Raw genomic sequence first — 24,090 nt, 5'->3', positions numbered from 1 at the left:
CGGTTGGCCTTTTTCTTTATATTAACTGTCCATCTCGAAGCGTCAATATACGATCACATACATCAAGCATTCTTTCATCATGTGTAATCATAATGGCTGCTTTTTGGCTCTCTTTCACTTCGCGTTTCATCATTTCAACAACTTCACGTGCGCGTTTTGAGTCTAAGCTTGCCGTTGGCTCATCTGCTAATATTAAATCTGGGTTGTTCATGAACGCACGAGCAATTGCTACCCTTTGTTTTTCCCCGCCAGATAGTTGATTTGGATAATGATTTTTTCTTTCTCCTAATCCAAATGCCGCTAATAAATGATCCGCACGCTTTTCTGATTCTTGTTTGTTTTCTTTTTTCAGCTTAGCAATGTAAAGTAACTGTTCCTTCACATTTAAATATGGGACAAGGTTTGCAAACTGGAAGATGAAACCGATTTTTTTCAAACGAATATCTGTCATTTCCTTTTCTGATAACTGCGTAATATTTTGCTCACGAATGTAAATATCCCCTTTTGACGGTGATAGTAAAGCACCCGCGATTGATAATAATGTACTTTTCCCTGATCCAGAAGGACCGACAATTCCGATAAACTCTCCAGCTTTCACATCAAGTGATATCGGATGAAGGGCTGTTACTTCCGTATTCCCTTCTCCGTACACTTTACTTACTTTGTCTAATTTTAATAATGAAGTCATTACATCCCGCCTCCAATTGCCTCTAGCGCATCAACTTTTAATACTTGGTATAACGAAATAAGTGTTCCTAAAATACTAATTACGATAAAGATTGCTGCATATTGTGCAATCATCGGTGTTGTTAATAAGAACGGCATACCTGCTGGTAAAATTTGTTCTAATCCTTGTACAAGAACGATACTGATTACCATCGCAACGACTGATAAGAATAACGCCTGCACGACTAAACTATTTGCTAAATAAGAGTTCTTTGTACCGATTGCTTTTAATACGCCTAATTGCTGTGTTTTTTGCAATGTAATTACGTAGAAGAATACACCGATTAATAGCGCAGCGATAACAAGTAAGAACGCAATGATCATTGTTAATGTTCCTTGTTCTTCTTTAAATCCTGGAATACTTTGCAGCACTTCTTTTTTGTCGATAACATGTGCATTTTTAATTTCTTTATCTGTATTCAGTGCAATTGCACTATAATCTTTTTGGTTTGGTTGTGAAATAGACCCCCATACGTCTTCATTTACATAAACGACTGGTGTATGGCTAAACATTTGATCTTTCGTAAATCCGACGATTTTAAATTCTTTCTTTGAAACAGGATCGATAATTGTATCCCCAATATCGATTCCTTTTTCTGTAATTGATTCATCAGCAACCATTTCGTTGTTTGCTGTACCTAACTTCTCACCTTTTACAATGTTCGGTTCTAAAAATGAATCACGTTCACTAGCGAAAATAGCGATATCAACCTTTTTCGAACTATCTTTCTTTTCATATGTTGAAACTTTCACACGAAACGGAACAGCCTCTTTCTCGCCTACTTGATTTACTACGTTATCTACATCATCTTTCTTAATTTGTGAACGAAGTAATTTATTTTCTGCATCATCTGCTAAAACGAACTTATTTGCCTCCATATTTTGAATCGATGAAGCATTATCATATGATAATCCATTTGCTAATCCTGAAATAACAAGAACTAAAAATGATAATAACACCATAATCAGTCCAATTAATCCGTATCTTAATTTTGATTGTTTTAATTCACGCAGAGCTAAAAACATTTCGCTCGCTCCTTCCTCTTTCTTTCTATGCACTTATCATAAAAAAGAAATATGAACGGAATATGAACAGAAGATTACAGAGATTAAGATTAAATTTTCAGAAAGTATTGAAAACAATTAAAATCCTTGATACAATTCAGTCAAATAATCTTGACCGAGTAATTTCATTTAAGGAGTTGATCATTTTGAAGCCCATGTTAACACTCACTACTTATAGCCAACTAAAAGCAATAAGCGATCCACTACGTGTCGAAATGATGATGCGACTATGCGAACGTCCTTATACAGGGCAACTACTATCTGAGAAATTCGGCATTGCAAGGGCGAAAATTCATTATCATTTAAAAGAATTAGAAAAGAATGGTTTTATAGAAATTGTTTATACAGAAGAAAAGAATGGCATCATTCAAAAGTTTTATCAATCTGTCGCTAGAGGCTTCACCCCTGCCGCAGACCTATTACCTCATTTAGAAATGTTGAGCGAATCAGGTCGCCAAATCTTTTTACAAATGACAGAAAGAACGAAAAACCACATTCTCGCTGCACCAGAAGAAGCTTTTACATTACGAAAAGTAAGCGAAGACCCAGCTGAGTGGAATTACGTTTCATCTTGCTGGGAGTTTGATGCCACGCCAGAACAATTTCAAGTGTGGGTGAAAAAGTTTCATGAATTAATGGCTGAATTAAATGATATCGCAAAAGATGCGGATAAAGATCCAAATAGTAAGTCTTATTACATTTCTACTACTGCACTACAAATCGACGAACGAGCAATGCAGCGCTTTGTGAAAAAAGAAGAAAAATCGTAATACGATTTTTTTTACATAAACGGTCAAATTTATTTTACCGAATAAATTTATCCGACATTAACGGGCAGTAAAATTCTGATTGGTTCAACTAATAATCAGTGTGGATGAACCTCCCACTGATTAAAGTTTCACTTTATTATAAAGGAGTAGATTAAATGGACATATTGAAAAACCGGAATTTCCTCTTATTGTTTTTAGGGAGAATTTTTACAAACATAGGAGATAGCTTGTATTATGTAGCCGCGATGTGGCTCGTCTATAAGCTGAGTGGTAATCCTTTTTATTCTGGATTAGCAGGCTTTCTTACTTTACTACCTTCTGCATTACAATTTCTTACCGGTCCATTTGTTGATAGATGGTCGATAAAAAACACCCTCGTCATCACACAAGTTTTGCAATGCATTCTTATTTTAATTATTCCTATTACACACTACTTCGATCTATTAACAGTTCAACTACTACTCATCATTATGCTCATCGTAGCCTTTATCGAACAATTCGCCTATCCCGCACAATCGAAAGCTTTACCACTTCTACTGCATAAAACACAATTATTAAAAGGAAACTCTCTCTTTTCATTTGCGTATCAAGGTATTGATTTAATTTGTACGACTCTTTCTGGAATATTAGTAGCACTACTTGGTGCCATTACTTTATATGTAATCGACTCTTTCACATTCGCGATTACTGCCCTTTTGTTCTTTTCATTAAAAATGCCAAAGCAAACTGAAGCAGGCACAACACTTTCAACCAAGCAATATTTCTCTGATTTAAAAGAAGGTTTTTCGATCGTCTTTCGTTCATTAATGGGCGTATTCTTAATCGGTTCAGTTGTCGCTAATTTTTCAATCGGTATGACGATGGCAATACTCCCTTCTTTCGCTGATTCTTTAGGAGGCGTGAAATCATATGGTTTCTTCTTAGCAGCTATATCCGCAGGTAGTCTCATCGGTGCTTTATTCAGTTCATGGGTCGGTAAAAGAAATGTTGGTCGTGTCTCCATTATTAGCTTTGCGGCTGGCTCTTTCTTTTGGTTTTTCTCTACGATTGTACCGTTTCAATGGCTATCTATTTTCTTATTCGGCCTAGCTTGGATTCCAATTGGTGCGACCAACATATTATTTGCGACAATTAGTCAAATTGTAATTCCAAATCAATATATTGGACGGATCAATTCAGTCATGCGAAGTATGGGCACAATTGCTATGCCGTTCGGTTCTTTAATTGGCGGATACACCGCAAATGTATTTAGTAGCCAACTCATTTTCGCGCTCGCTAGCACCGGGATTTTATTCATTTCTCTCGTATGGCTGCTTCATCCGAAATTACGTTCATTGCCGAAAGCTGATGAGATTACAGCGGATACTTTTGGCGTTCTGTTTAAGGAGGAACGCGGGAAAGGTGCTGCTTTATAGCAAACTAAACATAACCCCGTTCTGAATTTGGGACGGGGTTAACAATATAGTTATTTCATTTTGGATGTAACATACTTCAATAAAAATATAACAATAAAGTCGTTTGAATATCTAAAATTTATTCAACAATAGCACCAACTAAAACGTTCAGTTAACGCTTTGATGGCCAAGCCCCCTGCATTTTCCTTAATTGAATAATTTGTCCTGTATGATAAGCATCATGAAGCATGATGTCCAATAATTTCCCCTCTAGTGAATTTTGCTCAAGCTCTCTTTCAGAAATTGCACTTAATACCTGTCTTAAATTACGTTGAGCATCTTCAGAACGTTCAACGACTTTCTTCCATTCCATATCATCATTAGATTGCTTAGTAAGATAAAAGGTGTCATTACCGTCAAGATTATGTGTCCATTCACGGCCTTCCAAGTTTGCAGCAAGCCTCTCTTTGTAATAAATGAGATGATTAACGTTCTCCCAAATGGTATTCGTTGCATCACCAGATGGTTTCCACATAGCCTGTTCAGCTGTAAGTCCTTCTATAGCATGTTTAAACGGTGCATACCAACTCTCTTTATCGAATGTTGAATCTAGTACGTTTAATAACAAATCAATTCGTTTCAAAGTAATTTCCTCCCTAAATAGCTAAAGTTTCAATAAAAACTTTATAACTATGTAGAGATTCTACATTTTCAAATAAACTTCCTCCTGATTTCACGCTACAAACTCGTCCGATTATGCAATTAAAATGACTTATATTTTTTCACTTTACACGTATACTACGATAAAAAAAGAAGAGGCTGCTCCCAAACAGCCTCTTCTATCTATTTAGGAAGTTCCACCCGAACAGTCGTCCCTTCCCCTTTCGTACTATACACTGAAACGTTTCCATGATGCAGTTCAACAATCTTCTGCACAATCGATAACCCTAATCCGCTACCTTCTACGTTTCTTGCTCTGGCTGTATCCACCTTATAAAAACGATCAAAAATACGATCCATTTCTGCTTGCTCCATACCGATTCCGTTATCGGATATCGAAATGATAACGCTAGACTCTAACTCTTCGACAAAAAACTCAATTGTCCCAGCATCGTTTGAAAACTTAATACTATTCGTGAAAATGTTACTCCATACTTGATGAAGTAAGTTTTCATCACCTTGTATTGTAATGTCCGGCACATCAAACTCAACGGCGATATCTTTCTCACGCCATTTCCATTCGAGCATAAAAATGACGTCTTTAATTTGCTTTTGTAAATTGAATTCTTTTATTTGTAATACTTTCTCTTCTTTATCTAATGAAGCGAGCGTAAGTAACTGTTTACATAAACTAGACATTCGCTTACTTTCGCCCTCTATAATTTGTAAGTAATGGTTTCTTTCTTCTTCACTCATCTTTTCTGTTTGCAATGTTTTCGAAAAACCTTGTATAGAAGAAAGCGGCGACTGGAATTCATGTGAAACGTTCGAAACGAATTCTTGTCTCATTTCATCTAGTTCTTTAATACTTTTCGTCATCTTTTGGAAGCTTGTAGATAACGTTCCTATTTCATCTTTTCGTTTTACGTCTAATTCAATTTCATATTCACCACTGGCAATTTTTTGCGTAGCATTCGTAAATTTACGAATGGGACGAACGATGTAACCTGCTGCAATCGCTATAAAGATAATGCTTAATAGTACGATAAACCCAAGTAATACCGCTAAGAAAATTCGCATCTCGCCAAATTGGTTCTGAATATCGGGACGAATAAATAAAGCGTACTGTTTATCACCGTGCTTTACCGGTACACCGACACTATTTATTAATTCATTATCGAAAAAACCGGTAATAAATAGGCGAGTCGGATATGTGGAAACACCATTAAACGTTTCGCCATTCAATACTTTACGGACGGTATCATCACTTATTGTCGTCTTACGAAACGCATTACCGATACGCTTTCCATTCTTTTGATCATCGACAATATAAATTTCATACCCTAATTTTGCAATAGAATGTAAATATGCCTCTTGATTTCCTTCACTTTGCTTTTCATATAATGACTTAACTTCTTCCGCATACGTTAAAATCTTCGCACTGTTATACGGTTTTAACTTCACTTGATAATATACGTTCGTTAATAAAAAGCCGATAATACTACTGAGTAGCATAATACCGACTGTCATAAAAACAAATCTAGAATATAGTGATTTCATCTTATTTCAGCTCCAACTTATAACCGAGTCCGCGCACCGTTGTAATTTGAAAATCATCCGTTCGTTTTGAGAAACGATCTCTTAGTCGCTTCACATGAACATCAACTGTTCGTTCATCCCCTTCAAAATCCATTCCCCATACTAACTCAATTAACTCTTCTCTTGAAAATGTTCTCCCAGGATAACTAGCTAGTTGTGATAATAATTCAAATTCCTTTAACGGAAGTAAAATCGTCTGGCCGTTACACTTCACTTCAACACCTTTACGATCAATTGTCGTTCCATGGAGTGTAATTATGTCAGCACTCAGCATTTGATAACGGCGTAATAAAGCTTTCATACGGAAAATGACTTCAGCTGGTTCAAATGGTTTTACGATATAATCGTCCGTACCAGAAATGAATCCTTTCTCTTTATCGACTAACTGATCCTTTGCTGTTAATAAAATAACAGGTATATCATGATACTTCCGTATTTCTTCACATAACGTATAACCATCAACGAAAGGCATCATAATGTCTACAATCGCAAGATGAATATTTTCCTTCTCTAATACTTCTTGCGCTACCTTTCCATCTTCCGCCTCAAAAACTTTAAAACCCTCTTTTTGTAAATGATAATGCAATAACTCTCTAATATGCTTATCATCATCAGCTAATAAAATATGTATCATCTTCATTAAACCCTCTCTTGTTCATCCTTCTACATCACTACATTAAGAAACAATTGGATTTTTTGCAAGAAAAAGAAAAAGAATCTATTTTGAAAAAAGATTATTCAAAATAGATTCTCACGTTTTAGTATTAAGATTATTTTAATCAAAAATAATTTCTAAGCCTTAGAAATATCAACGAACCCTTCTCCAAATACGTCACGAACATCGTGTATAGCAATGAACGCAGCTGGATCCGTAGTTTGAACAATCCTCTTTAGCTTCACTACTTCTTGCTTATTAATAACAACATAAAGAATGTCCTTCGGCGTTTTCGTGTAATAGCCATGACCTGAGTACACAGTAACCCCTCTGCCCATTAAGGTTGTCACCTTCCCGGCAATTTCATCCGGATTATCAGAAATAATTGTAATGGCCTTTTTCGGATTTAAACCTTCAATTACAAATTCCATTACTTTCGTTCCTACATATAGCATAATAATTGTTAGCATCAGTTTTTCTGCACCAATGATGAAATAAGATGAAAACGCAACAATTAAATCGAAGAACAGTAAACCATAACTAATGCTCCACCCTAAGTACTTATGTGTCATCCTTGCTAAGATGGTAGTACCTGCTGTCGTTCCACCAACGCGGATGATAAGACCAATCCCGCACCCGATAAATATTCCACCGAAAATGGCATTTACGAGCATTTCATCTGAAGTAATCGTCCATCCTTCTGTTAAATGAAGAAATAGCGAGTTCGTAACTACAGCGATAATCGTATAAATCGTTGTGATCTTATTTAAAAATTTATAGCCGACTATTAATAAAATCGCATTTAAAATTAAATTGACTAAACCTGGCGACCACTCAAATAAGTAGTACGTAATAATCGTGATACCTGTTACCCCGCCCTCACCAAACTCGTTCGGGATAACAAATAAATTGACACCTAACGCAAAAAGAAATGCACCGATAATAATAAAAATAATGTCTGTCGTTCTTTTTTTCATACAGTACCTCACTTCTTATGTAAATATTTATTCTGTCATAAACTCTCACCATTATATCGTGGAATATTCAAATCGAACAGTGGTTTATTTTTATTTTAATATAGGATGATAAATCAGCTTTAGCCTATATCGACATGTAATTTTAAAAGGGGAACAACTTTATTTATTATGTACTACAAGTAAAGTTTTGATTTCACATGCAATTCACGTTAATAAATGAATATGAACACCTCCCACTGATTATTAGTTGGACCAATCGTGTTTTTACGGGCAGTTTATTCTGTTTAATTGACCATTTCTCTTTCCACTTTATTTCTTCCTGATAATGAACTTTTGTCATCAAACAAAAAAACTCCATTGAATTTGCATACTTAGTATGCGAATTCAGGAGTTTTTTCATATACCACTATTCGGATTCACTTCAAATGCATATAAGTCATTTTTTATACCTTACTTTACTCATTCAAAATTCGCTCGAGGTTCCTCTAGCCTCTTTTTACTTCTCCAGTTAAATAAGCTCTCAGTCTTCGTTTGCTGCCCTGGTTTCACAAATAACATTGCCCCCATTGCAATAGCAGCCAAAATGGCAGCTACAATAAACATAGAAGGATAGCCATAACTTACGACTAAGTATCCAGTTAAAGTCGGTGCTAAAATTGTTGCGATATTAGCGATGAAATGCATAATTCCACTATATGTTCCTGAGTAAGCAGGAGCTGTATCGACAATAATTGCCCAAAATAAGGAACTCGGTAAAAAAGCAAATGCATTTCCAAGCGACATAAGCGCTAATACAGCTACATAATTGTCCATCGCAGGAATGAAGCTAAAACAAATTGCTGTCAGTAATAAAGCAATAATTGGTAACCCTGTTCGAGCTAAACGAAGGTTCCCTGTTTTACGTAAAATACGATCAGATAGCTTCGCCCCTAGCGGCAATGTGATACAAGCTCCAAGCCAAGGAATCATCCCGAGATACCAAAGGGATGATAATTGAAAATGGAATACATCTTGCAAGTATTTCGGTGTCCAAGTTAATATTAAAAAATTGATATATTGGAAGCAAAAATATGCTATTGTAACCATAACGAATGTCGGAACTTTAAAAAAGGAGTACCATGGCTCTTTTGGAAGTTCTTTCTCTGCTTTTACTGATTGAAGCACACCTTCCGTACTTCGTATTTCAGCTAGTTCTTCTTTTGTCACTCGTGGATGATCCTCAGGCATATTCGTAAAAGTAAAATACCAAATAATCGCCCATACAATCCCAATTATACCGAGAATAAAAAACATTACTTTCCAACTAGTGAAAGATAGTAAGAAGACCGCTACAGGTGCAGTTAATACTGCTCCTAACGGAACGCCAACAAAACCAAGAGATGTTAGAAAAGCTCTTTCTTTGGGAGCTGCCCAGTTTGCAGCTGTCTTATTCGAAACCGCAAAGGATGGCCCTTCTGTTAATCCAAATAAAACGCGGAAGATAGCAAATCCTATTAAAGCAGACCCTCCAAAAACAGCAATTCCTATTTCTCCAGCAAAAGCAGTCGCAATTTCAAAAATAGACCAAGCCGTTGCTGCTACAATCCATACAAATTTCGGTCCCTTTTTATCTGAAAAAATACCCCCTAATAAAGAACCAATCATGTAACCGTAACCAAAATACCCTAATATAGCTCCCCACTCCTTCGGGTCAAAGCCATATTCTTTTATAATGAAAGACTGCGCATAAGCGATGGCCCCTCGATCAATATAATTCACCATCGTAATAAACGTGAGCATTGTAAAGACATAATAACGAAATTTGTTCTTCATCAAAATCTCCACTCCCCCTCGTATTCTTTTATTTTTCTCTCTAATCCTTTAATAGAATGACATGAACCTTTCCAGGACCATGAACTCCAAAAGCTAATTCCATCTCAATATCACCTGTCCGACTAGGCCCAGTGATAAAATTAATACAGGCAGGTAATCCATTCGAAACTTGTTCGTAAATTCTAGTTACTCCTTCTGTTAAACGTCTATAAATTGTATGTTCTGAGAGAACCACTACATAAACTGCTGGCAAAACGCTAACTAAACGTCCGCGTCCACCACCATTCCATAACACAACGGTTCCAGTCTCAGCGAGTCCCATTTCCGCATATGTAATTCCCATATCCACTTGAGCTGCATAATCCCGTAGTTCTCTTTCTCTCTCACCTTCTTTACTTTTCCAAATTCGATGAGAAACGAAATTTCCTGTTAAATGCTTTCCTATTTCAAGCTGATGTAATCTATCATCATCCCAATATAACGCAGATTGAACATTAAATTTATGTACAACATAATGAAGTGCACTCTCTATTTCTGAACGGTATATATGACTTACTTCTGTATGTAAATTATTCAAGTTTGCAATAAACTGCTCTATTAAACTTTCGTGATCTATCTCTTTAGGAAAGTGGCTGAGTGGATTGTTTTTCCACCTGGGAGGATTGACTCCTGAGCGACGTTCTCGATTTAGTTTACGTGCAATATTGTTTAAAAAAGATTGTTGTACATCATCCGTATTCATATTATGAATCCCTCTTTTCTTTTTTCCACCAATCACGGAATGATTGTTTCGCAGGTTTTGGAAAATCTCTACTTTCTGTCCACCCTTTTAATGGGCCTGGACCATTCGCAATATAGCCATCTTTTGCAAATATCGATAAACCTGTGTGTGCCAATTTAATCGCTTTCTCATAAACGAATGGATGACTCGCCATAAACGTGAAACCTTTAAAGGCAAGTTGCTCAAATTTTGTTATAAACCCTTGTTCCACCACACCTTTACGATGTTCAATGAGAAGGTCATGTAATGGAATTTTCACAGGGCAAACATCTGTACACGCTCCGCACAAACTTGATGCAAAAGGTAATTCTTTTAATTCTTCATATCCTTCTAATAAAGGCGCTAGTACTGCCCCAATTGGCCCGCTATAAACACTTCCATAAGCATGCCCCCCAATATTACGATACACCGGACAAACATTTACACACGCTCCGCACCTTATACACTTTAATACTTCTTCATAAGCGGTTCCTAAAATATCAGAACGGCCATTATCTAAAATAATTAAATGAAATTCTTCAGGTCCATCCATATCTTCAGGTAAACGCGCCCCATTAATTCCAGTTACATAAGATGTAATCTTTTGGCCTGTAGCACTTCTTGTTAACATCGAAACGACTACATCAAGATCTTTCCATGTGGGAACAAGGCGTTCCATCCCCATAATAGCAATATGAACTTTTGGCAATGTCGTAGTAAGGCGAGCATTTCCTTCATTACTTATAAGAACAACTGATCCAGATTCCGCTACCGCAAAGTTACAACCAGAAATACCAATATCAGCTTCTAAAAACTCTTTACGCAATTTCTCCCTTGCAAATTGTAGTAATTGATTCGTATCAACTGGTATCTTTCTTCCTGCTTCCTTAGAAAAAAGCTCTGCTACTTGTTCCTTTGTCTTATGAATGGCTGGCGCGATTAAATGGGATGGAGTTTCTCCAGCTAGTTGAATAATATACTCTCCAAGATCAGACTCTACTACTTTCACCTCTATCTCTTCTAAGCTTTTATTAAGGTGTATTTCTTCTGAAACCATGGACTTTGACTTAATTACTGATTTCGCTCCTTTTTTTCTTGCGATTTCAGAAACGTACGATACGGCATCCTCTGCTTTGAAAGCGAAATGAACATGCCCCCCATTTTTTCGAACATTAGTAGCTAATTGTTCCAAATAACTATCTAAATTTTCAATTGTATGCATCCGAATTTCAGATGCTGCTTCACGCCATTCTTCCATATTCCCTAATTCATGTATAGCTTGTTCCCGTCCCATCCGAAGCCTATCTTGTGTCAATGGTACCGCGCTTCTCAGCTGCGGATTGTGCAACGCTTTATCCACTCTTGTCAAAAACCTTTTTTCCCCCGTCACACTCATTTATTCAGCCCCTTCGCCAGTACTTCTGCTACATGTAACACTTGAATATTTTTATTTTCCCTACGTAATCTTCCTCCAATATTCATAAGACATCCCATATCTGCTCCAATTAAGAGATTCGCCTCTGTCGCCTCAATATGTTTTATTTTTTCATCAACCATCGTTTCAGAAATCGAGCTCATTTTTACTGCAAAAGTACCACCAAATCCGCAGCAATCTTGGCAATATGGTAATTCTTTTACGTCTAGACCTTCTACTTGCGATAATAACTTCAGTGGTTCCTCTTTGATCCCGAGCGCACGACTCATATGACAAGATTGATGGAAAACGGCTTTCTCGACCAACTTAGATTTCAAATCACTTTTCCCAAGTACATTCACTAAAAAATCCGTCAACTCATACGTTCTATCCGCTAAATGAACCGCTTTTTCATACCATTCACTATCATCTTTAAACATTTCTTTATAATAATGATGAACCATGCTAGCACAAGAACCTGAAGGAGTCACAATATATTCACTATGTTCAAATGCTTTAATCATTTGCTTTGCTGCTAATTTTGCTTCTTCTTGATATCCGCTATTGTAAGCTGGTTGCCCGCAACAAGTCTGTACTTCTGGGAAATCTAGTTCCACTCCACATTGCTGCATAATTTCTACGACACTCTTACCCACTTCAGGAAAAAACACATCCGATAAACAAGTAATAAATAACGAGACTTTCATCAAAATCCCCCCTCAAAACGATATGTTCTATTTTCAAGTTATTACTTTTCTGAACATTATTTTAAATTTTTAGAATTTTCTATTTTTAAAACTTTTTGTTTATGATATCATGTGGGATATTATATGAAAACTATCTATAAGGTTGTTTTTGTATACAAAAATGGTATAGAAAGGGACTTTACAATGGATATAAGAAAACTTCGTTACTTTATTGTAATCGCTGAAGAAAAACAGCTTACCCGTGCTGCCCACCGACTTCATATGGCACAGCCACCTCTAAGTAGACAACTATCACTACTAGAACAAGAATTATCAGTAAACTTATTTGAAAGAAACGGTCGAAATATGTATTTGACTGAAGAAGGAAAAATTTTATATACGAAAGCAAAAAACATTATTGATCAATTAGAAGAAACTATTACGGAGATTAAAGATACCGGTGAAGGGCTAAGGGGCAATCTATCTATTGGGGCATTTCATTCTTGCATTCCTTTTCTCTCTGAAAAAATCCGCTATTTTCAAGATAACTATCCAAATGTGAACTTAAAAATATGGGAAGGTGGCCCTTTATACTTAATAGAGCAATTAGAAAATCGGTATATCGAACTTGCTATCTTGCGTACACCCTTTAATAAAGATGTTTTTTCTAGTATTTGTTTATCAAAGGAACCTTTCGTATTAGTCATGCCTGCTAAATGGGAACTATATCATTCACACCTCCCAATTCCTCTAACCGATTTAAGTCATATTCCCCTTTTACTTTTACATAAAGATAAAGAAAATAGCTATCATCAGCTCGTCATCGATGAATGCAAGCACCTTGGTATAACATTAAATATAGCATGCGAATGTCCGGACTCAGCATTTATTCTTATGCTTATCATGACTGGAATCGGCGCCTCTATCTTGCCGAAAAGCGCTGTATCTCATATCCCGCAAGAATTAATAAAAATAGTTGATTTAATAGATTTCCCTTATGAGTCTGAATCATCGATTATATGGCTGAAAGATCGAAAGCTTTCTAAAAGAGCTCAACGATTTATAGAATGTACATAAATAAAACCTAGAAGTGTAGCGATAGATCTCTTCGCTTCTCCATCGCTATTACTTCGTTTATAAAATTATTTCTTCTATTATTATCATTGGACATGTTATTTTAGCCGCTTATGTGAATTCGAGAATGGATCATTTATCCTTCTAAACAAAAAAACAATGACGCAAAGTCATAGAAGAGACTTCGCATCTTTGTTTTTTTAAAGAGATTTACATGAATGGAAATCCTCCGTAAGGTCTTTACCACGAGCATCACAACTTACTGCTTTGTATCCCATTTTTCTAAACAGACGTAGAACAATCCCCCATCCTCAGTATTATTTTGAAAATCGAATGATCAAAATGGATTTACTTATCTTTCTCCATATACTCTTTAATCTTTCGTTCTTCCCACTCCTTTCCGAATATCCCCACTGGAAAAGTTGTCAAACCATGTATAACGATACCAATCCCCCAGCCTGCAAGTGGATATAAAAACCATAATTTACTTGAATCAGAACTTATATTTATAATAAAAAGCATTAAGTTCACTAGTATATAAACCGTTAAATGAATGTAAAAAGCTTTTAAATTCTCCACCCTTTTTTTAGCTCGTAAATAAACATCATCTGGCTCCATCCTTAAACACCTCTTTCAATATTGTATTTTTTCACCGTCGCTCCAGTGTTAACATCATATTCTTATTGGAAATCCGTTATTCTCAAAAAAACACAAAACAAAAAGTACCCATCAAATTGTTATACACATAATAATTTGATAGGTACTGCATGATATATTTAGTTTTTACATGTATTGTTTGGAGAAAATTGCAAATAACGACTTATACTCGCCTTATTAAGACCAAATCCATACATCATCATTATTTTCAGCGTTCGTCTTTGCTTCATGAACTTTTTCAATATGGTCAACTGTGTTCCAATTAATAGAACTTCCGCCCCAGCCTACATACTTCATATCAATTTTTACTTTCTCACCCGTATGAAATACTTGTCCCTTTGTTAAGAAAACATCAATAATATCTTTCTTCCCATTTAGCGATGGATACTCAACTACAACATATTTAGTAGCACCGTCTCCCTCATCTTCCATCGTTCCTACTTTTGATACTTCTCCAATTACATAATTAGGTGAACCATCTTCTTTCATGTGCATACCTAACTTGTTTGTTGTATTTTCAACTGCAGTTGCAACCATATATTCTGTAAAATTACGCATCATAGATCCAGTAGCTTTTACTTCATCTCCTACTTTCACGTTTGAAAGTGAATCAATATACACACTAACAGGTTCCTCATATTGCTTAGATTTTACAACAATCACACCGTTATCTACTTCTACTACTCGTCCTTCTAACGTCGAGAAATTCGATTCAATAGGAGCTGCACTCGCTTTTGTTAGTTCTAATCCTGGTACATTTGTTCCTGATAATGCTGCGATCCCTAAAGCACCTGCTAAAATTATTTTTTTCATACCCATATGTAACATCTCCATTCATGATGATTTTATTTTTTTGATTGGTATCGACCAACCTGTAATCATTATAGTTACAGGTTATAAAAATAACAACCGTTTTCCTCATGCAATGATGCATACTGTAATTTTTAAATATACAACAATGAGTCTAGATTCTCGAGTTACAGCAGGTGAAATTGTTGATGATGAAGAAGCTAATGTTATGCATCATATTTTTCAGCGCTACGATTTGTATAGCCGTAGTTCATTACATTATGTAGGAGCGGGATTCATATGTTAATAGAACCAAAGAGATTACAGCCAGGAGATATCGTGGCGACAGTAAGTCCTTCATGGGGAGGCGCAGGTGATTCTGAAATAAGATGGCGTTATAAACAAGGAGTTAAAAGATTAGAAGAAGTTTTCGGTCTTACCGTTATCCCAATGCCAAATAGTTTAAAAGGTAGCGAATTCATTTATAACAACCCACAGGCTCGTGCGGAAGATTTAATGACAGCATTTAAAGATACGCGTGTGAAAGCAATTATTGCGAATATCGGCGGTGAAGATAGCATTCGCTTACTTCCTTATATAGATTTTAATGTAATACGTGAAAACCCGAAAATTTTTATGGGATACTCTGACGTTACCATCTCACATCTATTTTGTCATAAAGCAGGGATTTCCTCTTTTTACGGTCCAGCAATTTTAACGGATTTTGCTGAAAATGTAGAGATGGATCCATATACGGTTGAAATGGTAAATCGAACTCTCTTTTCAAATGAAACGATTGGCGAGATTCAGCCCGCTCATGAATGGACGAGTGAGCGTTTAGAATGGATAGAAGTAAATAAGGATACAAGACGTACGATGCAGCAAAACAATGGATATGAGGTACTTCAAGGCTCTACTACTGTACAAGGGCGTTTAATTGGTGGATGTATAGAAGTACTGGAATTTGCAAAAGGAACAGAACTTTGGCCTGAGAAAAAGCATTGGGAGAATAGTATCCTTTTCTTTGAAACCTCTGAAGATCATCCAGAACCAAGTTATATAAAGTATTGGTTACGAAATTATGCAGCGCAAGGCATTCTGCAAAAAGCAAAAGGAATTATTTTTGGTAAGCCAAAAGACGAAATGTATTATGAAGAATATAAACATGAAATACTGCAGGTTATGAAGGAACATCATTTAGAAGATTTGCCGATTCTTTATAATTTAAATTTTGGCCATACTGAACCGAAGTTTATTTTACCTTACGGCGCAATGGCAGAAATTGATTGTGAAAATAGATCTTTCTCTATTTTGGAAAGTGGCGTGAAACTTTAAATAAGTAGAAGCATAAGTTTAATAATTATGTTTTCCTGATCCTATTTTTCATTTTAGGGAGTATTTTATTTTGTTAGTTTGATAGCGATATGGAAATTACTTATCTAATGATAAAGGGGGATTTACGTGTATGGAAGTAACATTTACAGTTAGTAAATGGGATGAAAAACTAGTTGATGATACTAGAAAAGATTTCCCTATTAATATTGCTCATGTTGAATATGATATTGATGGTGAATTAAAAGGAAAAGCTTTTGTTGAATACTTATTATATTATTTAGACTCAAATATAAATGATGGTCACTTGGCTACTGCTAAAATTTCTGGATTTTTACACTTTGAAGGAATTTATAAAGGACAACAAGGGACATTTACAGCTATAGAGCAAGGAATATTTGATAAAGGAAATTTAGATTCCCCAGGAACAATTATTAAAGCTACCGGTAACTTAGAAAGTCTGAGAGGTTCCTATAATTATCAGTTTACAGGTCAAACTAGTAAACTAATTTTAGAGTTTGAATTTTAGCAAAATATGCTATGATTTAGTGGAAAGGACATTTCTTGTAATACTAGGAATGTCCTTTTTATTGACGAGCTATTCAATTATTTTCTAATCGTTAAGAAAAGAACAGAGTATAATACATAAAATTTTCGTTATGGGGGGAATTAAAACTCTAAGCCTGATAGGCACGGCCCCCCACTTATTCATTACTTTTCCTATCAATTAAAGAATAATCCCAGAAAAACTCCCCTTCATAACTTCTTTTTCAATTTGATTCACACATATAAACATCGCAATGATTTTCATGCGATTTTTTTCATCAGGCTCAAATTGCTCAATGGTTACGTCACAACGAATCGTATCACCGCTAAAAACAGGACGTATAAATTCAAAATCCATCTTGCGAGCTAACACGTTATAATCACCGCCAATTTTTGTAGGTAGTGTTGATGTTAACAGGCCTTGTACAACAAATCTCCCCTGCTCATCTGGTGTCACATGATGAACACCTTCATCTTTTGATACTTCCGTAAATAACGCAACATCTTCTTTTGTAAACGTTCGTTCAAAGGTGATTTTTTCGCCTACTTGCAATTTCATCCATACCCCTCCTCAAAAGCTCTTTTAAAATAAGAAAAACCGAAACTAAAATCATTTCGGTTTTTCAAACTAATGAAGTCTATATTTATTTTAAAGAATGTACAAACAACCCACTACGCAGTTTCGGTTCAAACCACGTTGATTTTGGCGGCATAACTTCCCCGGCATCCGCGATTGCTAATAAAGCTTCCATTGATGTCGGATATAACGAGAATGCCGCTTTATATTCACCGCTATTTACAAGGCGTTCTAGTTCTTCTAATCCGCGGATTCCTCCGACAAAAGCGATACGTGAATCAGATCGCGGATCATGTATTTCAAGTACTTGGCTTAATAAATGGTCTTGCAAGATAGATACATCTAAACCTTTTACAAGGTCGTTCGCATCAAACGTTTCCTCTTTCACTATGAGCTTATACCATTTCTCGTTTACATACATGCCAAATGTTTTTGGCTCATTTGGTTTATACGGAGAAACAGATGCTTCTTCTACATAAAAGTATTGCGTGATTTGTTTTAAAAACTGTTCTTCTGATAAGCCGTTTAAGTCTTTCACAACTCGGTTATAATCCCAAATGGATAATTCATCGTGAGGGAATAACACTGATAAGAAGAAATTAAACTCTTCTTCTCCTGTGTAATTCGGATATTGTTCTCTTCGCATAAGCCCTACTTTAGCAGCTGATGCGGAGCGGTGATGTCCATCTGCAATATAAAGATTTGGGATATCTTCAAATAAGCTTACTAAACTTGCAATTACTTCTTCATCAGCTATTTTCCACGCAACATGCTCTACGCCGTCTTCTGCTGTAAATGTATAGATTGGCGCATGTTCTTCTTTCCAGCTTGCAATGAAACGCTTTACCTCTTCTTTTGTACGGTACGTTAAAAAGATAGGACCTGTATTTGCGTCACACACATCTACGTGCCGAATACGATCTAGTTCTTTTTCATGACGCGTTCTTTCATGTTTTTTAATTGTATCATCTTCATACTCATCAATAGATGTACAAACGACAAGACCTGACTGCGTTCTTCCATGCATCGTCAGTTCATAAATGTATAGTGCTGGCTCTTCGTCTTGAATGAACACTTCTTCTCGTATTAATTGATTTAAATTTTCACCCGCTTTTTCATATACGCGATCATCGTACGGTGAAAGTGCCGGGTCTAAATCAATTTCTGCTTTATCAACGTGTAAGAAAGAAAATGGATTCCCTTTTACAACCTCTCTTGCCTCTTCACTATTTAAAACGTCATACGGTAAAGCTGCAACTTGTGCTGCTTTTTCTTCTACTGGGCGAATGGCCCGAAACGGTCGGATTTTTGCCAATTCCCTCTCTCCTTTACACAATCATTCGAACGGCTACAACACCTGTAATTTTGCTTATATTTTCCACTATATTCTCTTTTATTATATCATCAATTCCGTTATCAATATCAATCATTGTATACGCCCAAGAATGTTTACTACGATTTATCATATCCGCAATATTAATATGATGTTCTGCTAAACATCCTGTAATTTGTCCTACCATGTTCGGAACGTTTTGATGCATAATCGTAATTCGTTTCTTTCCGATATACGGAAGTTCTACGTTTGGATAGTTGACTGAATTACGAATATTTCCTGTCTCTAAATATTCACGTAATTGACGTGCTGCCATAACTGCACAATTTTCTTCCGATTCAGATGTAGATGCACCAAGGTGTGGCGTCGCTGTTACATTTTTCATCTTTATCACATTTTCATTTGGGAAGTCCGTTACGTAATGTGTAATAACCTCTTCTTCTAACGCTTTTTGAAGAACCTTTTCATCCACAAGTTCCCCTCTAGAGAAATTGAATAGACGCATTCCTTTTTTCATCTTCTCTACAGCGTGTTCACCAATAATTCCCTTCGTTTGATTCGTAAGCGGTATATGCAGTGTAATATAATCACATGTTGCAAAAATTTCATCTAAACTAAATGCTCTTTGCACATGTGTAGAAAGGCGCCATGCTGTTTCAACTGAAATGTAAGGATCGTATCCGACAACGTCCATCCCTAAAGCTAACGCATCGTTCGCAACTAAAGCACCAATTGCACCAAGGCCGATAACTCCTAGACGTTTTCCCGCAATTTCTGATCCAACAAATTGTTTTTTTCCTGTTTCAACAAGCTGCGGTACTTCTTCACCCTCTAAATTTTTCGTCCAGCTTACGCCGTTAATAATGTTACGTGAAGACATAATAAGGCTGGCAATAATAAGTTCCTTTACTGCATTAGCATTTGCCCCTGGCGTATTAAAGACTACAATCCCTTTTTCTGTACATCGCTCGACAGGAATATTATTTACACCGGCACCAGCTCTTGCAATCGCCTTTAAGTCTTTTGAAAACTCTTCTTGATGTAAAGAATAGCTGCGAAGTAAAATGCCGTCTGGATGATTAATTCTATCCCCTACTTCATAGCGCTCTCCGCTAAGTACTTGTAAACCTTTTTCTGCAATTTGATTTAACGTTTGAACACGAAACATATCCCCATCTCCCTATCTATTCTCAAGCTCAAATTCCTTCATATAATTTACTAATTGCTGTACACCGTGTACTGGCATCGCATTGTAAATACTAGCGCGCATACCACCGACTGAGCGATGTCCTTTTAGCGTAACAAGGCCGCGTTCTTTCGCTTTTTGTAAAAATTGATTGTTAAGCTCTTCTGATGGCGTTGTAAACGGAATGTTCATAAGTGATCGATACGTAGAATCAACTGGTGAAGTAAACAATTTTGATTCATCTAAGAAATTGTAAAGAAGTGAAGATTTCATTCTATTTTGTTCTTCAATCGCAGATACGCCGCCTTGCTCTTTCAACCACTCTAATACAAGTTTCGTTACGTAAATACTAAAGGATGGCGGTGTATTATATAAGGAGTTATTTTTGCTGTAAGTTTCATAGTTTAACATCGTAGGACAAGAGCGATCTGCTCCTCCAATTAAATCTCTTTTTATAATAGCAATCGTTAAGCCCGCTGGCCCTAAATTTTTTTGCGCTCCCGCATATATAAGACCAAACTTCGAAACATCATATCGTTCTGATAAAATATTTGAGGACATATCCGCAACGAGTGGTACTTTATCTACATGTGGAATGTCCACATATTTCGTCCCCTCAATTGTATTGTTCGTTGTAATATGTACATAATCTAGTTTTTCATCGCCTAGTAAACCATCCAGTTTAGGAATTGTAGTAAACTTCTCTTTTTCAGAAGATGCAATCACTTGTACTTCCCCTATTTTTTCAGCTTCTTGCATCGCCTTTTTAGACCATGAGCCAGTCAATACGTACCCTGCTTTTTTGTACGTATTCATTACATTCAGCGGTATCATAGAGAATTGTAATGACGCACCGCCTTGTAAAAATAAAACTTCATACTCATCAGGAATGTTCATTAATTCACGAATTAGGCTACTCGCTTCATCTATAATACTTTGAAAATAAGAAGATCGATGACTCATTTCCATAATAGACATGCCTGTCCCGTTATAATTTACAAGCTCCTTTTGCACTTTCTCTAAAACTGGCAAAGGGAGTATTGATGGTCCAGCTGAAAAATTATATACTCTCTCCATCACCCTAATAACCTCCCTATTTCTCATCTTTATTATTTTTTAAACTTTCTGAATTATAACCCGAAATATAATACGTGGTCAATTTGTTTTCTATTATTACGGCGTAAGACGCAATGGAATCGCTTGCATGTGCAGACTACTTTTTATAACCATATAAAAAAGTGTTAAGTACATAATCGTACTTAACACTCTAGTAATAAAGTATAATTGCTAATTGTCCGTGAAGAACCGATCAAAAATTTGATAAATAGCAGAAAGACCAATGAGCCAATAAATAGTGTCCACAAGCGCCGGCATAGAACCAAACCATTTCTCAACTACATTGTAATCTAACGCTACAAATAACCAATTCAAACCGCCAAGAATCACCAAAATTACTGTAAGGTAAGACAAAAATTTCATTATGATTGCCCCCTAGGTGATAAGATGGTGAAAGGCCTTTCACTAGAAATATATGTGGTAAACTTCAAAACTTACCTATTTTATAAAAATTATTTTCGATACCAGCCGTTAATAACTGCCTCTGCTTCTTTACTATGTATTTGATACGCATGCGTACTATCATTAGAACCAATAAACCAAATTGAAAAACCTTTAAAATATGGTTTCGGTTCTAACACATCACGGTAAGCGCGCCATCCGTTTAATTGTACGTCTTTTGAAAACACATTAGAAACATCTGGATTCCACGGATTTTGTAGTCCAAGTTCACGTGCTGGAACGTTAAATCCCCCAAAGTAAACTGGTTTTCCTGTTGCTTTATGTAATTGTTCCAATTGCTGCACAACATTTTGCCCACGATTATACACTGTCGTCGCAAATAAACTTTTCTTTACTTCTTCGTATGTTGGATTTCTTTTTCCTGAAACTTCAAACCAACTATCAATACTTACAATATCAACCTTTTTTAAATACGGACGATTTATTTTCTCTACAAACTTCGCTTCATAGGAAGAATCAAAGCTTGCAGTTAACCACCAATTCATTTGATACAAAACATTTCCTTTATACTGCTGACGGACGAAATCAATCGTATCGCTCCAATATCCTTCTGCATATTCCATATTTACGAAATTAGAAGCAATCTTGAGCCCGTATACATTGTATTTACTTGTAATCGAATTAAAAATATCTTGTAGAATAACTGTTTTCCAATTCCAGAAGAAATCATTAATATTACTTGGATTCCATTCCGTTTCCCCAACATTCCCTTGCTGAATATATGGGAACGGTTCCACAATAACTTGAATATTACGCTTTAATAATTCTTGAATTAAAATAATAGCCTGTTGCTTTTGCGCTTGATTAATTACCATGTTCGTAGAAGTCACGTTCGGAATATCTACCTGAATCGGCACATTTACTGTATTTAAATTCAAGCGTTCTACATCAGCTAACACTTTCGCCACATTTCCAACTTCCCATACCGTTACATTTCCTGATTTGATTTTTCCAGATTGAACAGTATTTACATCTGCCTGTACATTTCCTTGAAAACAAAAAGAAAACAGCATAATAAACACTCCTAAAAAACTTATTAATCTCTTATTTTTCTTCACAACTTTCCCCCTATAATTTTTGGCTTTCTTGATTATTTTATACAACGTTTCATATATATTCCACAAAAAATCCAATAAATTTTTATCGATAAAAATGCTATTCATCCTTTATTCACATCTTATTCATACTAACCTCCTAAAAATAGTAAGGTAAATAAAAAAGAGCGTATTTCCGCCCCTTTTTTATCTTTTTACGATTGAAGTTATTGAACTTTTTCTCATAATCTAACCACATCTATCTTTTCGTATAATTAAATTTTTATGCTCATAAATGTATCAAAAAATTTTTATCTATATTCGTTTTTTGTTTGTATTACTTTTACATTTACTTCATTTGTATTACTTTCATGTCTTTGAATATTCATAATTGCACCTTCATTATATTTGCACATTACACCTGCCTAATTATGATATTTATGCATAAGTTAACTATATTTTTAGGAGCATCTTATTTCGCCTTGTTATATTTCACTAATTGAATTTAAAGCACATCCGTATGCTATTTCGTAAGATTTACTATCCGAGACGTAATTATTGCAGTAATTAAGATAATAATAGCGGTTATCAAGCCAGATTCTCCAATCCAAATCTCAGTTTGATATCCTGTGCTTGCACGTGCGAAAGGTCCTTGAATAATGGCATTCCAAGTGGTATGGATGATAACCGAAGGCCAAACGCTACCTGTGATAAGTCGTAAATAAGCTGTAATATAACTGAATGGCACAATACAAAAATAGATGCCAAGTACTGAAAGTAGGGCAGATGGTCCCTCTACATATAGACCAGCAATAACAATTGGAACATGCCACGTTGCCCAAATCAATCCACTAATAAGGATAGGCTGTGAAAACTCTGCATCGACTAGCCTTGTAAGCATATAACCTCGCCAGCCCATTTCTTCTCCCAAAACTGGGATTAAGTTAAACAAACTTCCTAAAATGCCGCTCAATACTACTAAATAAATGAAACTGAATGGTTCCGGTACATACTGAAGTCCCAGTATGTTGTAGATTGGTTCTAACATACCACCTTCGGGATGCTGAAACCTCGCAATTCCGCTCAACCAGGCGATAGAATACGTAATTCCACATATTATCATAGGTATTAACAGACCAAGACCAATCCCCTTCCATATCTTTAAGTTACCGAGACTAAAAGATACATCTTTAAACCCTTCTTTCAGTATGATGCGAGTCAAAATAGAAGAAAATGCTGGGGTAAACATATATACCACAATAAGCGGCATACTTTTAGTAACCATTACTACTACATTTAGGATAATAGAAGTAATGATTAAGATACTCAGAAAGAGTTGAAGTCCTATTTTAGCACGTTGGATTTTATCTTTATTGCGGAACGATTTTGCGTGTAATATCATTGTAATCCGTCCTTCCCCTTTCATTCACTTGTTTATCGAATTTACTTCTTGTCATTTCCAAACA

At 35.9% G+C, this 24,090-nt stretch carries 25 protein-coding genes; 6 read left to right on the top strand and 19 right to left on the bottom strand.

Annotated elements, in window-relative coordinates; translation table 11 throughout:
* Positions 1-16: 16 nt before the first annotated feature.
* Together DN390_RS07780 and DN390_RS07775 are read right to left on the bottom strand one after the other, a co-directional pair.
* A complete protein-coding gene (locus DN390_RS07780) occupies positions 17-688 on the bottom strand; it encodes an ABC transporter ATP-binding protein (RefSeq protein WP_074555322.1) in 672 nt (223 codons plus the stop codon).
* On the bottom strand, positions 688-1,752 hold the full coding sequence (locus DN390_RS07775; RefSeq protein ID WP_147807038.1) for an ABC transporter permease: 1,065 nt from the start codon (positions 1,750-1,752) through the stop codon (positions 688-690). The genes DN390_RS07780 and DN390_RS07775 overlap by 1 nt, the downstream gene beginning before the upstream one ends.
* Positions 1,753-1,937: 185 nt before the next feature.
* Here DN390_RS07775 and DN390_RS07770 point away from each other — a divergent pair, with 185 nt between their 5' ends.
* Together DN390_RS07770 and DN390_RS07765 are read left to right on the top strand one after the other, a co-directional pair.
* Positions 1,938-2,561 carry an ArsR/SmtB family transcription factor gene (locus DN390_RS07770; RefSeq protein ID WP_060631514.1) on the top strand — a complete coding sequence of 208 codons (624 nt, stop codon included), beginning with the start codon at positions 1,938-1,940 and terminating at the stop codon, positions 2,559-2,561.
* 155 nt (positions 2,562-2,716) lie between these two features.
* Entirely contained in the window at positions 2,717-3,976 is a 1,260-nt protein-coding gene (locus DN390_RS07765) for an MFS transporter (protein ID WP_147807037.1), read from the top strand.
* Positions 3,977-4,127: 151 nt separating this feature from the next.
* On the opposite strand, the gene DN390_RS07760 is transcribed toward DN390_RS07765, so the two are convergent.
* From DN390_RS07760 to DN390_RS07725, 8 genes are all read right to left on the bottom strand, one after another.
* Positions 4,128-4,598, bottom strand: a complete 471-nt coding sequence (locus DN390_RS07760) for a DinB family protein (protein ID WP_098857693.1) — start codon at positions 4,596-4,598, stop codon at positions 4,128-4,130.
* A 200-nt stretch (positions 4,599-4,798) separates the two neighbouring features.
* Positions 4,799-6,175 carry a sensor histidine kinase gene (locus tag DN390_RS07755; RefSeq protein ID WP_147807036.1) on the bottom strand — a complete coding sequence of 459 codons (1,377 nt, stop codon included), beginning with the start codon at positions 6,173-6,175 and terminating at the stop codon, positions 4,799-4,801.
* Between the two features lies 1 nt (position 6,176).
* Positions 6,177-6,854, bottom strand: a complete 678-nt coding sequence (locus DN390_RS07750; RefSeq protein ID WP_000781966.1) for a response regulator transcription factor — start codon at positions 6,852-6,854, stop codon at positions 6,177-6,179.
* Positions 6,855-7,006: 152 nt separating this feature from the next.
* Complete coding sequence (locus tag DN390_RS07745; RefSeq protein ID WP_000747503.1) at positions 7,007-7,846, bottom strand: YitT family protein; 840 nt, start codon at positions 7,844-7,846, stop codon at positions 7,007-7,009.
* A gap of 459 nt (positions 7,847-8,305) precedes the next feature.
* Positions 8,306-9,658, bottom strand: coding sequence for an MFS transporter (locus DN390_RS07740; RefSeq protein ID WP_179955746.1), 1,353 nt, complete (start codon positions 9,656-9,658; stop codon positions 8,306-8,308).
* A gap of 40 nt (positions 9,659-9,698) precedes the next feature.
* Complete coding sequence (locus DN390_RS07735) at positions 9,699-10,400, bottom strand: LutC/YkgG family protein (protein ID WP_147807034.1); 702 nt, start codon at positions 10,398-10,400, stop codon at positions 9,699-9,701.
* A 1-nt stretch (position 10,401) separates the two neighbouring features.
* On the bottom strand, positions 10,402-11,814 hold the full coding sequence (locus tag DN390_RS07730) for a LutB/LldF family L-lactate oxidation iron-sulfur protein (RefSeq protein ID WP_147807033.1): 1,413 nt from the start codon (positions 11,812-11,814) through the stop codon (positions 10,402-10,404).
* Positions 11,811-12,539 (bottom strand): (Fe-S)-binding protein, encoded by a 729-nt coding sequence (locus tag DN390_RS07725; RefSeq protein WP_147807032.1) that lies wholly within the window; start codon positions 12,537-12,539, stop codon positions 11,811-11,813. Before DN390_RS07725 ends, DN390_RS07730 begins: the two co-directional genes overlap by 4 nt.
* Positions 12,540-12,722: 183 nt before the next feature.
* On the opposite strand from DN390_RS07725, the gene DN390_RS07720 reads away from it, so the two are divergent.
* Positions 12,723-13,595 carry a LysR family transcriptional regulator gene (locus DN390_RS07720; RefSeq protein ID WP_147807031.1) on the top strand — a complete coding sequence of 291 codons (873 nt, stop codon included), beginning with the start codon at positions 12,723-12,725 and terminating at the stop codon, positions 13,593-13,595.
* A gap of 345 nt (positions 13,596-13,940) precedes the next feature.
* Here the strand turns inward: DN390_RS07720 and DN390_RS07715 are convergent, their stop codons facing one another.
* Positions 13,941-14,210, bottom strand: a complete 270-nt coding sequence (locus DN390_RS07715; RefSeq protein WP_147807030.1) for a 2TM domain-containing protein — start codon at positions 14,208-14,210, stop codon at positions 13,941-13,943.
* 216 nt (positions 14,211-14,426) lie between these two features.
* Complete coding sequence (locus tag DN390_RS07710) at positions 14,427-15,068, bottom strand: hypothetical protein (RefSeq protein WP_147807029.1); 642 nt, start codon at positions 15,066-15,068, stop codon at positions 14,427-14,429.
* A 34-nt stretch (positions 15,069-15,102) separates the two neighbouring features.
* Between DN390_RS07710 and DN390_RS07705 the strand changes: the two genes are divergently transcribed.
* From DN390_RS07705 to DN390_RS07695, 3 genes are all read left to right on the top strand, one after another.
* Positions 15,103-15,345, top strand: a complete 243-nt coding sequence (locus DN390_RS07705; protein WP_147807028.1) for a hypothetical protein — start codon at positions 15,103-15,105, stop codon at positions 15,343-15,345.
* Positions 15,339-16,373 carry a S66 family peptidase gene (locus tag DN390_RS07700; RefSeq protein ID WP_147807027.1) on the top strand — a complete coding sequence of 345 codons (1,035 nt, stop codon included), beginning with the start codon at positions 15,339-15,341 and terminating at the stop codon, positions 16,371-16,373. Before DN390_RS07705 ends, DN390_RS07700 begins: the two co-directional genes overlap by 7 nt.
* Positions 16,374-16,503: 130 nt before the next feature.
* A complete protein-coding gene (locus DN390_RS07695) occupies positions 16,504-16,899 on the top strand; it encodes a DUF3224 domain-containing protein (RefSeq protein WP_060631525.1) in 396 nt (131 codons plus the stop codon).
* Positions 16,900-17,097: 198 nt separating this feature from the next.
* On the opposite strand, the gene DN390_RS07690 is transcribed toward DN390_RS07695, so the two are convergent.
* The 7 genes from DN390_RS07690 to DN390_RS07660 all read right to left on the bottom strand — a co-directional run bounded on the left by DN390_RS07690 (position 17,098) and on the right by DN390_RS07660 (position 24,026).
* The gene (locus tag DN390_RS07690) at positions 17,098-17,475 is read right to left on the bottom strand and encodes a hotdog family protein (RefSeq protein ID WP_097951835.1); all 378 of its coding nucleotides are present in this window, start codon (positions 17,473-17,475) and stop codon (positions 17,098-17,100) included.
* An 85-nt stretch (positions 17,476-17,560) separates the two neighbouring features.
* Positions 17,561-18,808: a DUF1015 domain-containing protein gene (locus DN390_RS07685; protein WP_147807026.1), complete on the bottom strand. Its 1,248-nt coding sequence runs from the start codon at positions 18,806-18,808 to the stop codon at positions 17,561-17,563.
* A 13-nt stretch (positions 18,809-18,821) separates the two neighbouring features.
* Entirely contained in the window at positions 18,822-19,994 is a 1,173-nt protein-coding gene (locus tag DN390_RS07680; protein WP_097858663.1) for a 3-phosphoglycerate dehydrogenase family protein, read from the bottom strand.
* A 12-nt stretch (positions 19,995-20,006) separates the two neighbouring features.
* Positions 20,007-21,089: a 3-phosphoserine/phosphohydroxythreonine transaminase gene (gene serC / locus DN390_RS07675; protein ID WP_097951964.1), complete on the bottom strand. Its 1,083-nt coding sequence runs from the start codon at positions 21,087-21,089 to the stop codon at positions 20,007-20,009.
* A gap of 210 nt (positions 21,090-21,299) precedes the next feature.
* Entirely contained in the window at positions 21,300-21,491 is a 192-nt protein-coding gene (locus DN390_RS07670) for a DUF378 domain-containing protein (RefSeq protein WP_000670803.1), read from the bottom strand.
* Positions 21,492-21,580: 89 nt separating this feature from the next.
* Positions 21,581-22,648, bottom strand: coding sequence for a glycoside hydrolase family 113 (locus tag DN390_RS07665; RefSeq protein WP_147807025.1), 1,068 nt, complete (start codon positions 22,646-22,648; stop codon positions 21,581-21,583).
* A 499-nt stretch (positions 22,649-23,147) separates the two neighbouring features.
* The gene (locus DN390_RS07660) at positions 23,148-24,026 is read right to left on the bottom strand and encodes a CPBP family intramembrane glutamic endopeptidase (protein ID WP_147807024.1); all 879 of its coding nucleotides are present in this window, start codon (positions 24,024-24,026) and stop codon (positions 23,148-23,150) included.
* Positions 24,027-24,090: the final 64 nt, after the last annotated feature.

The organism is Bacillus sp. SH7-1 (assembly GCF_008042405.1).
GTDB lineage: Bacteria > Bacillota > Bacilli > Bacillales > Bacillaceae_G > Bacillus_A > Bacillus_A thuringiensis_N.
This window is presented reverse-complemented; position numbering and strand designations above follow the sequence as displayed.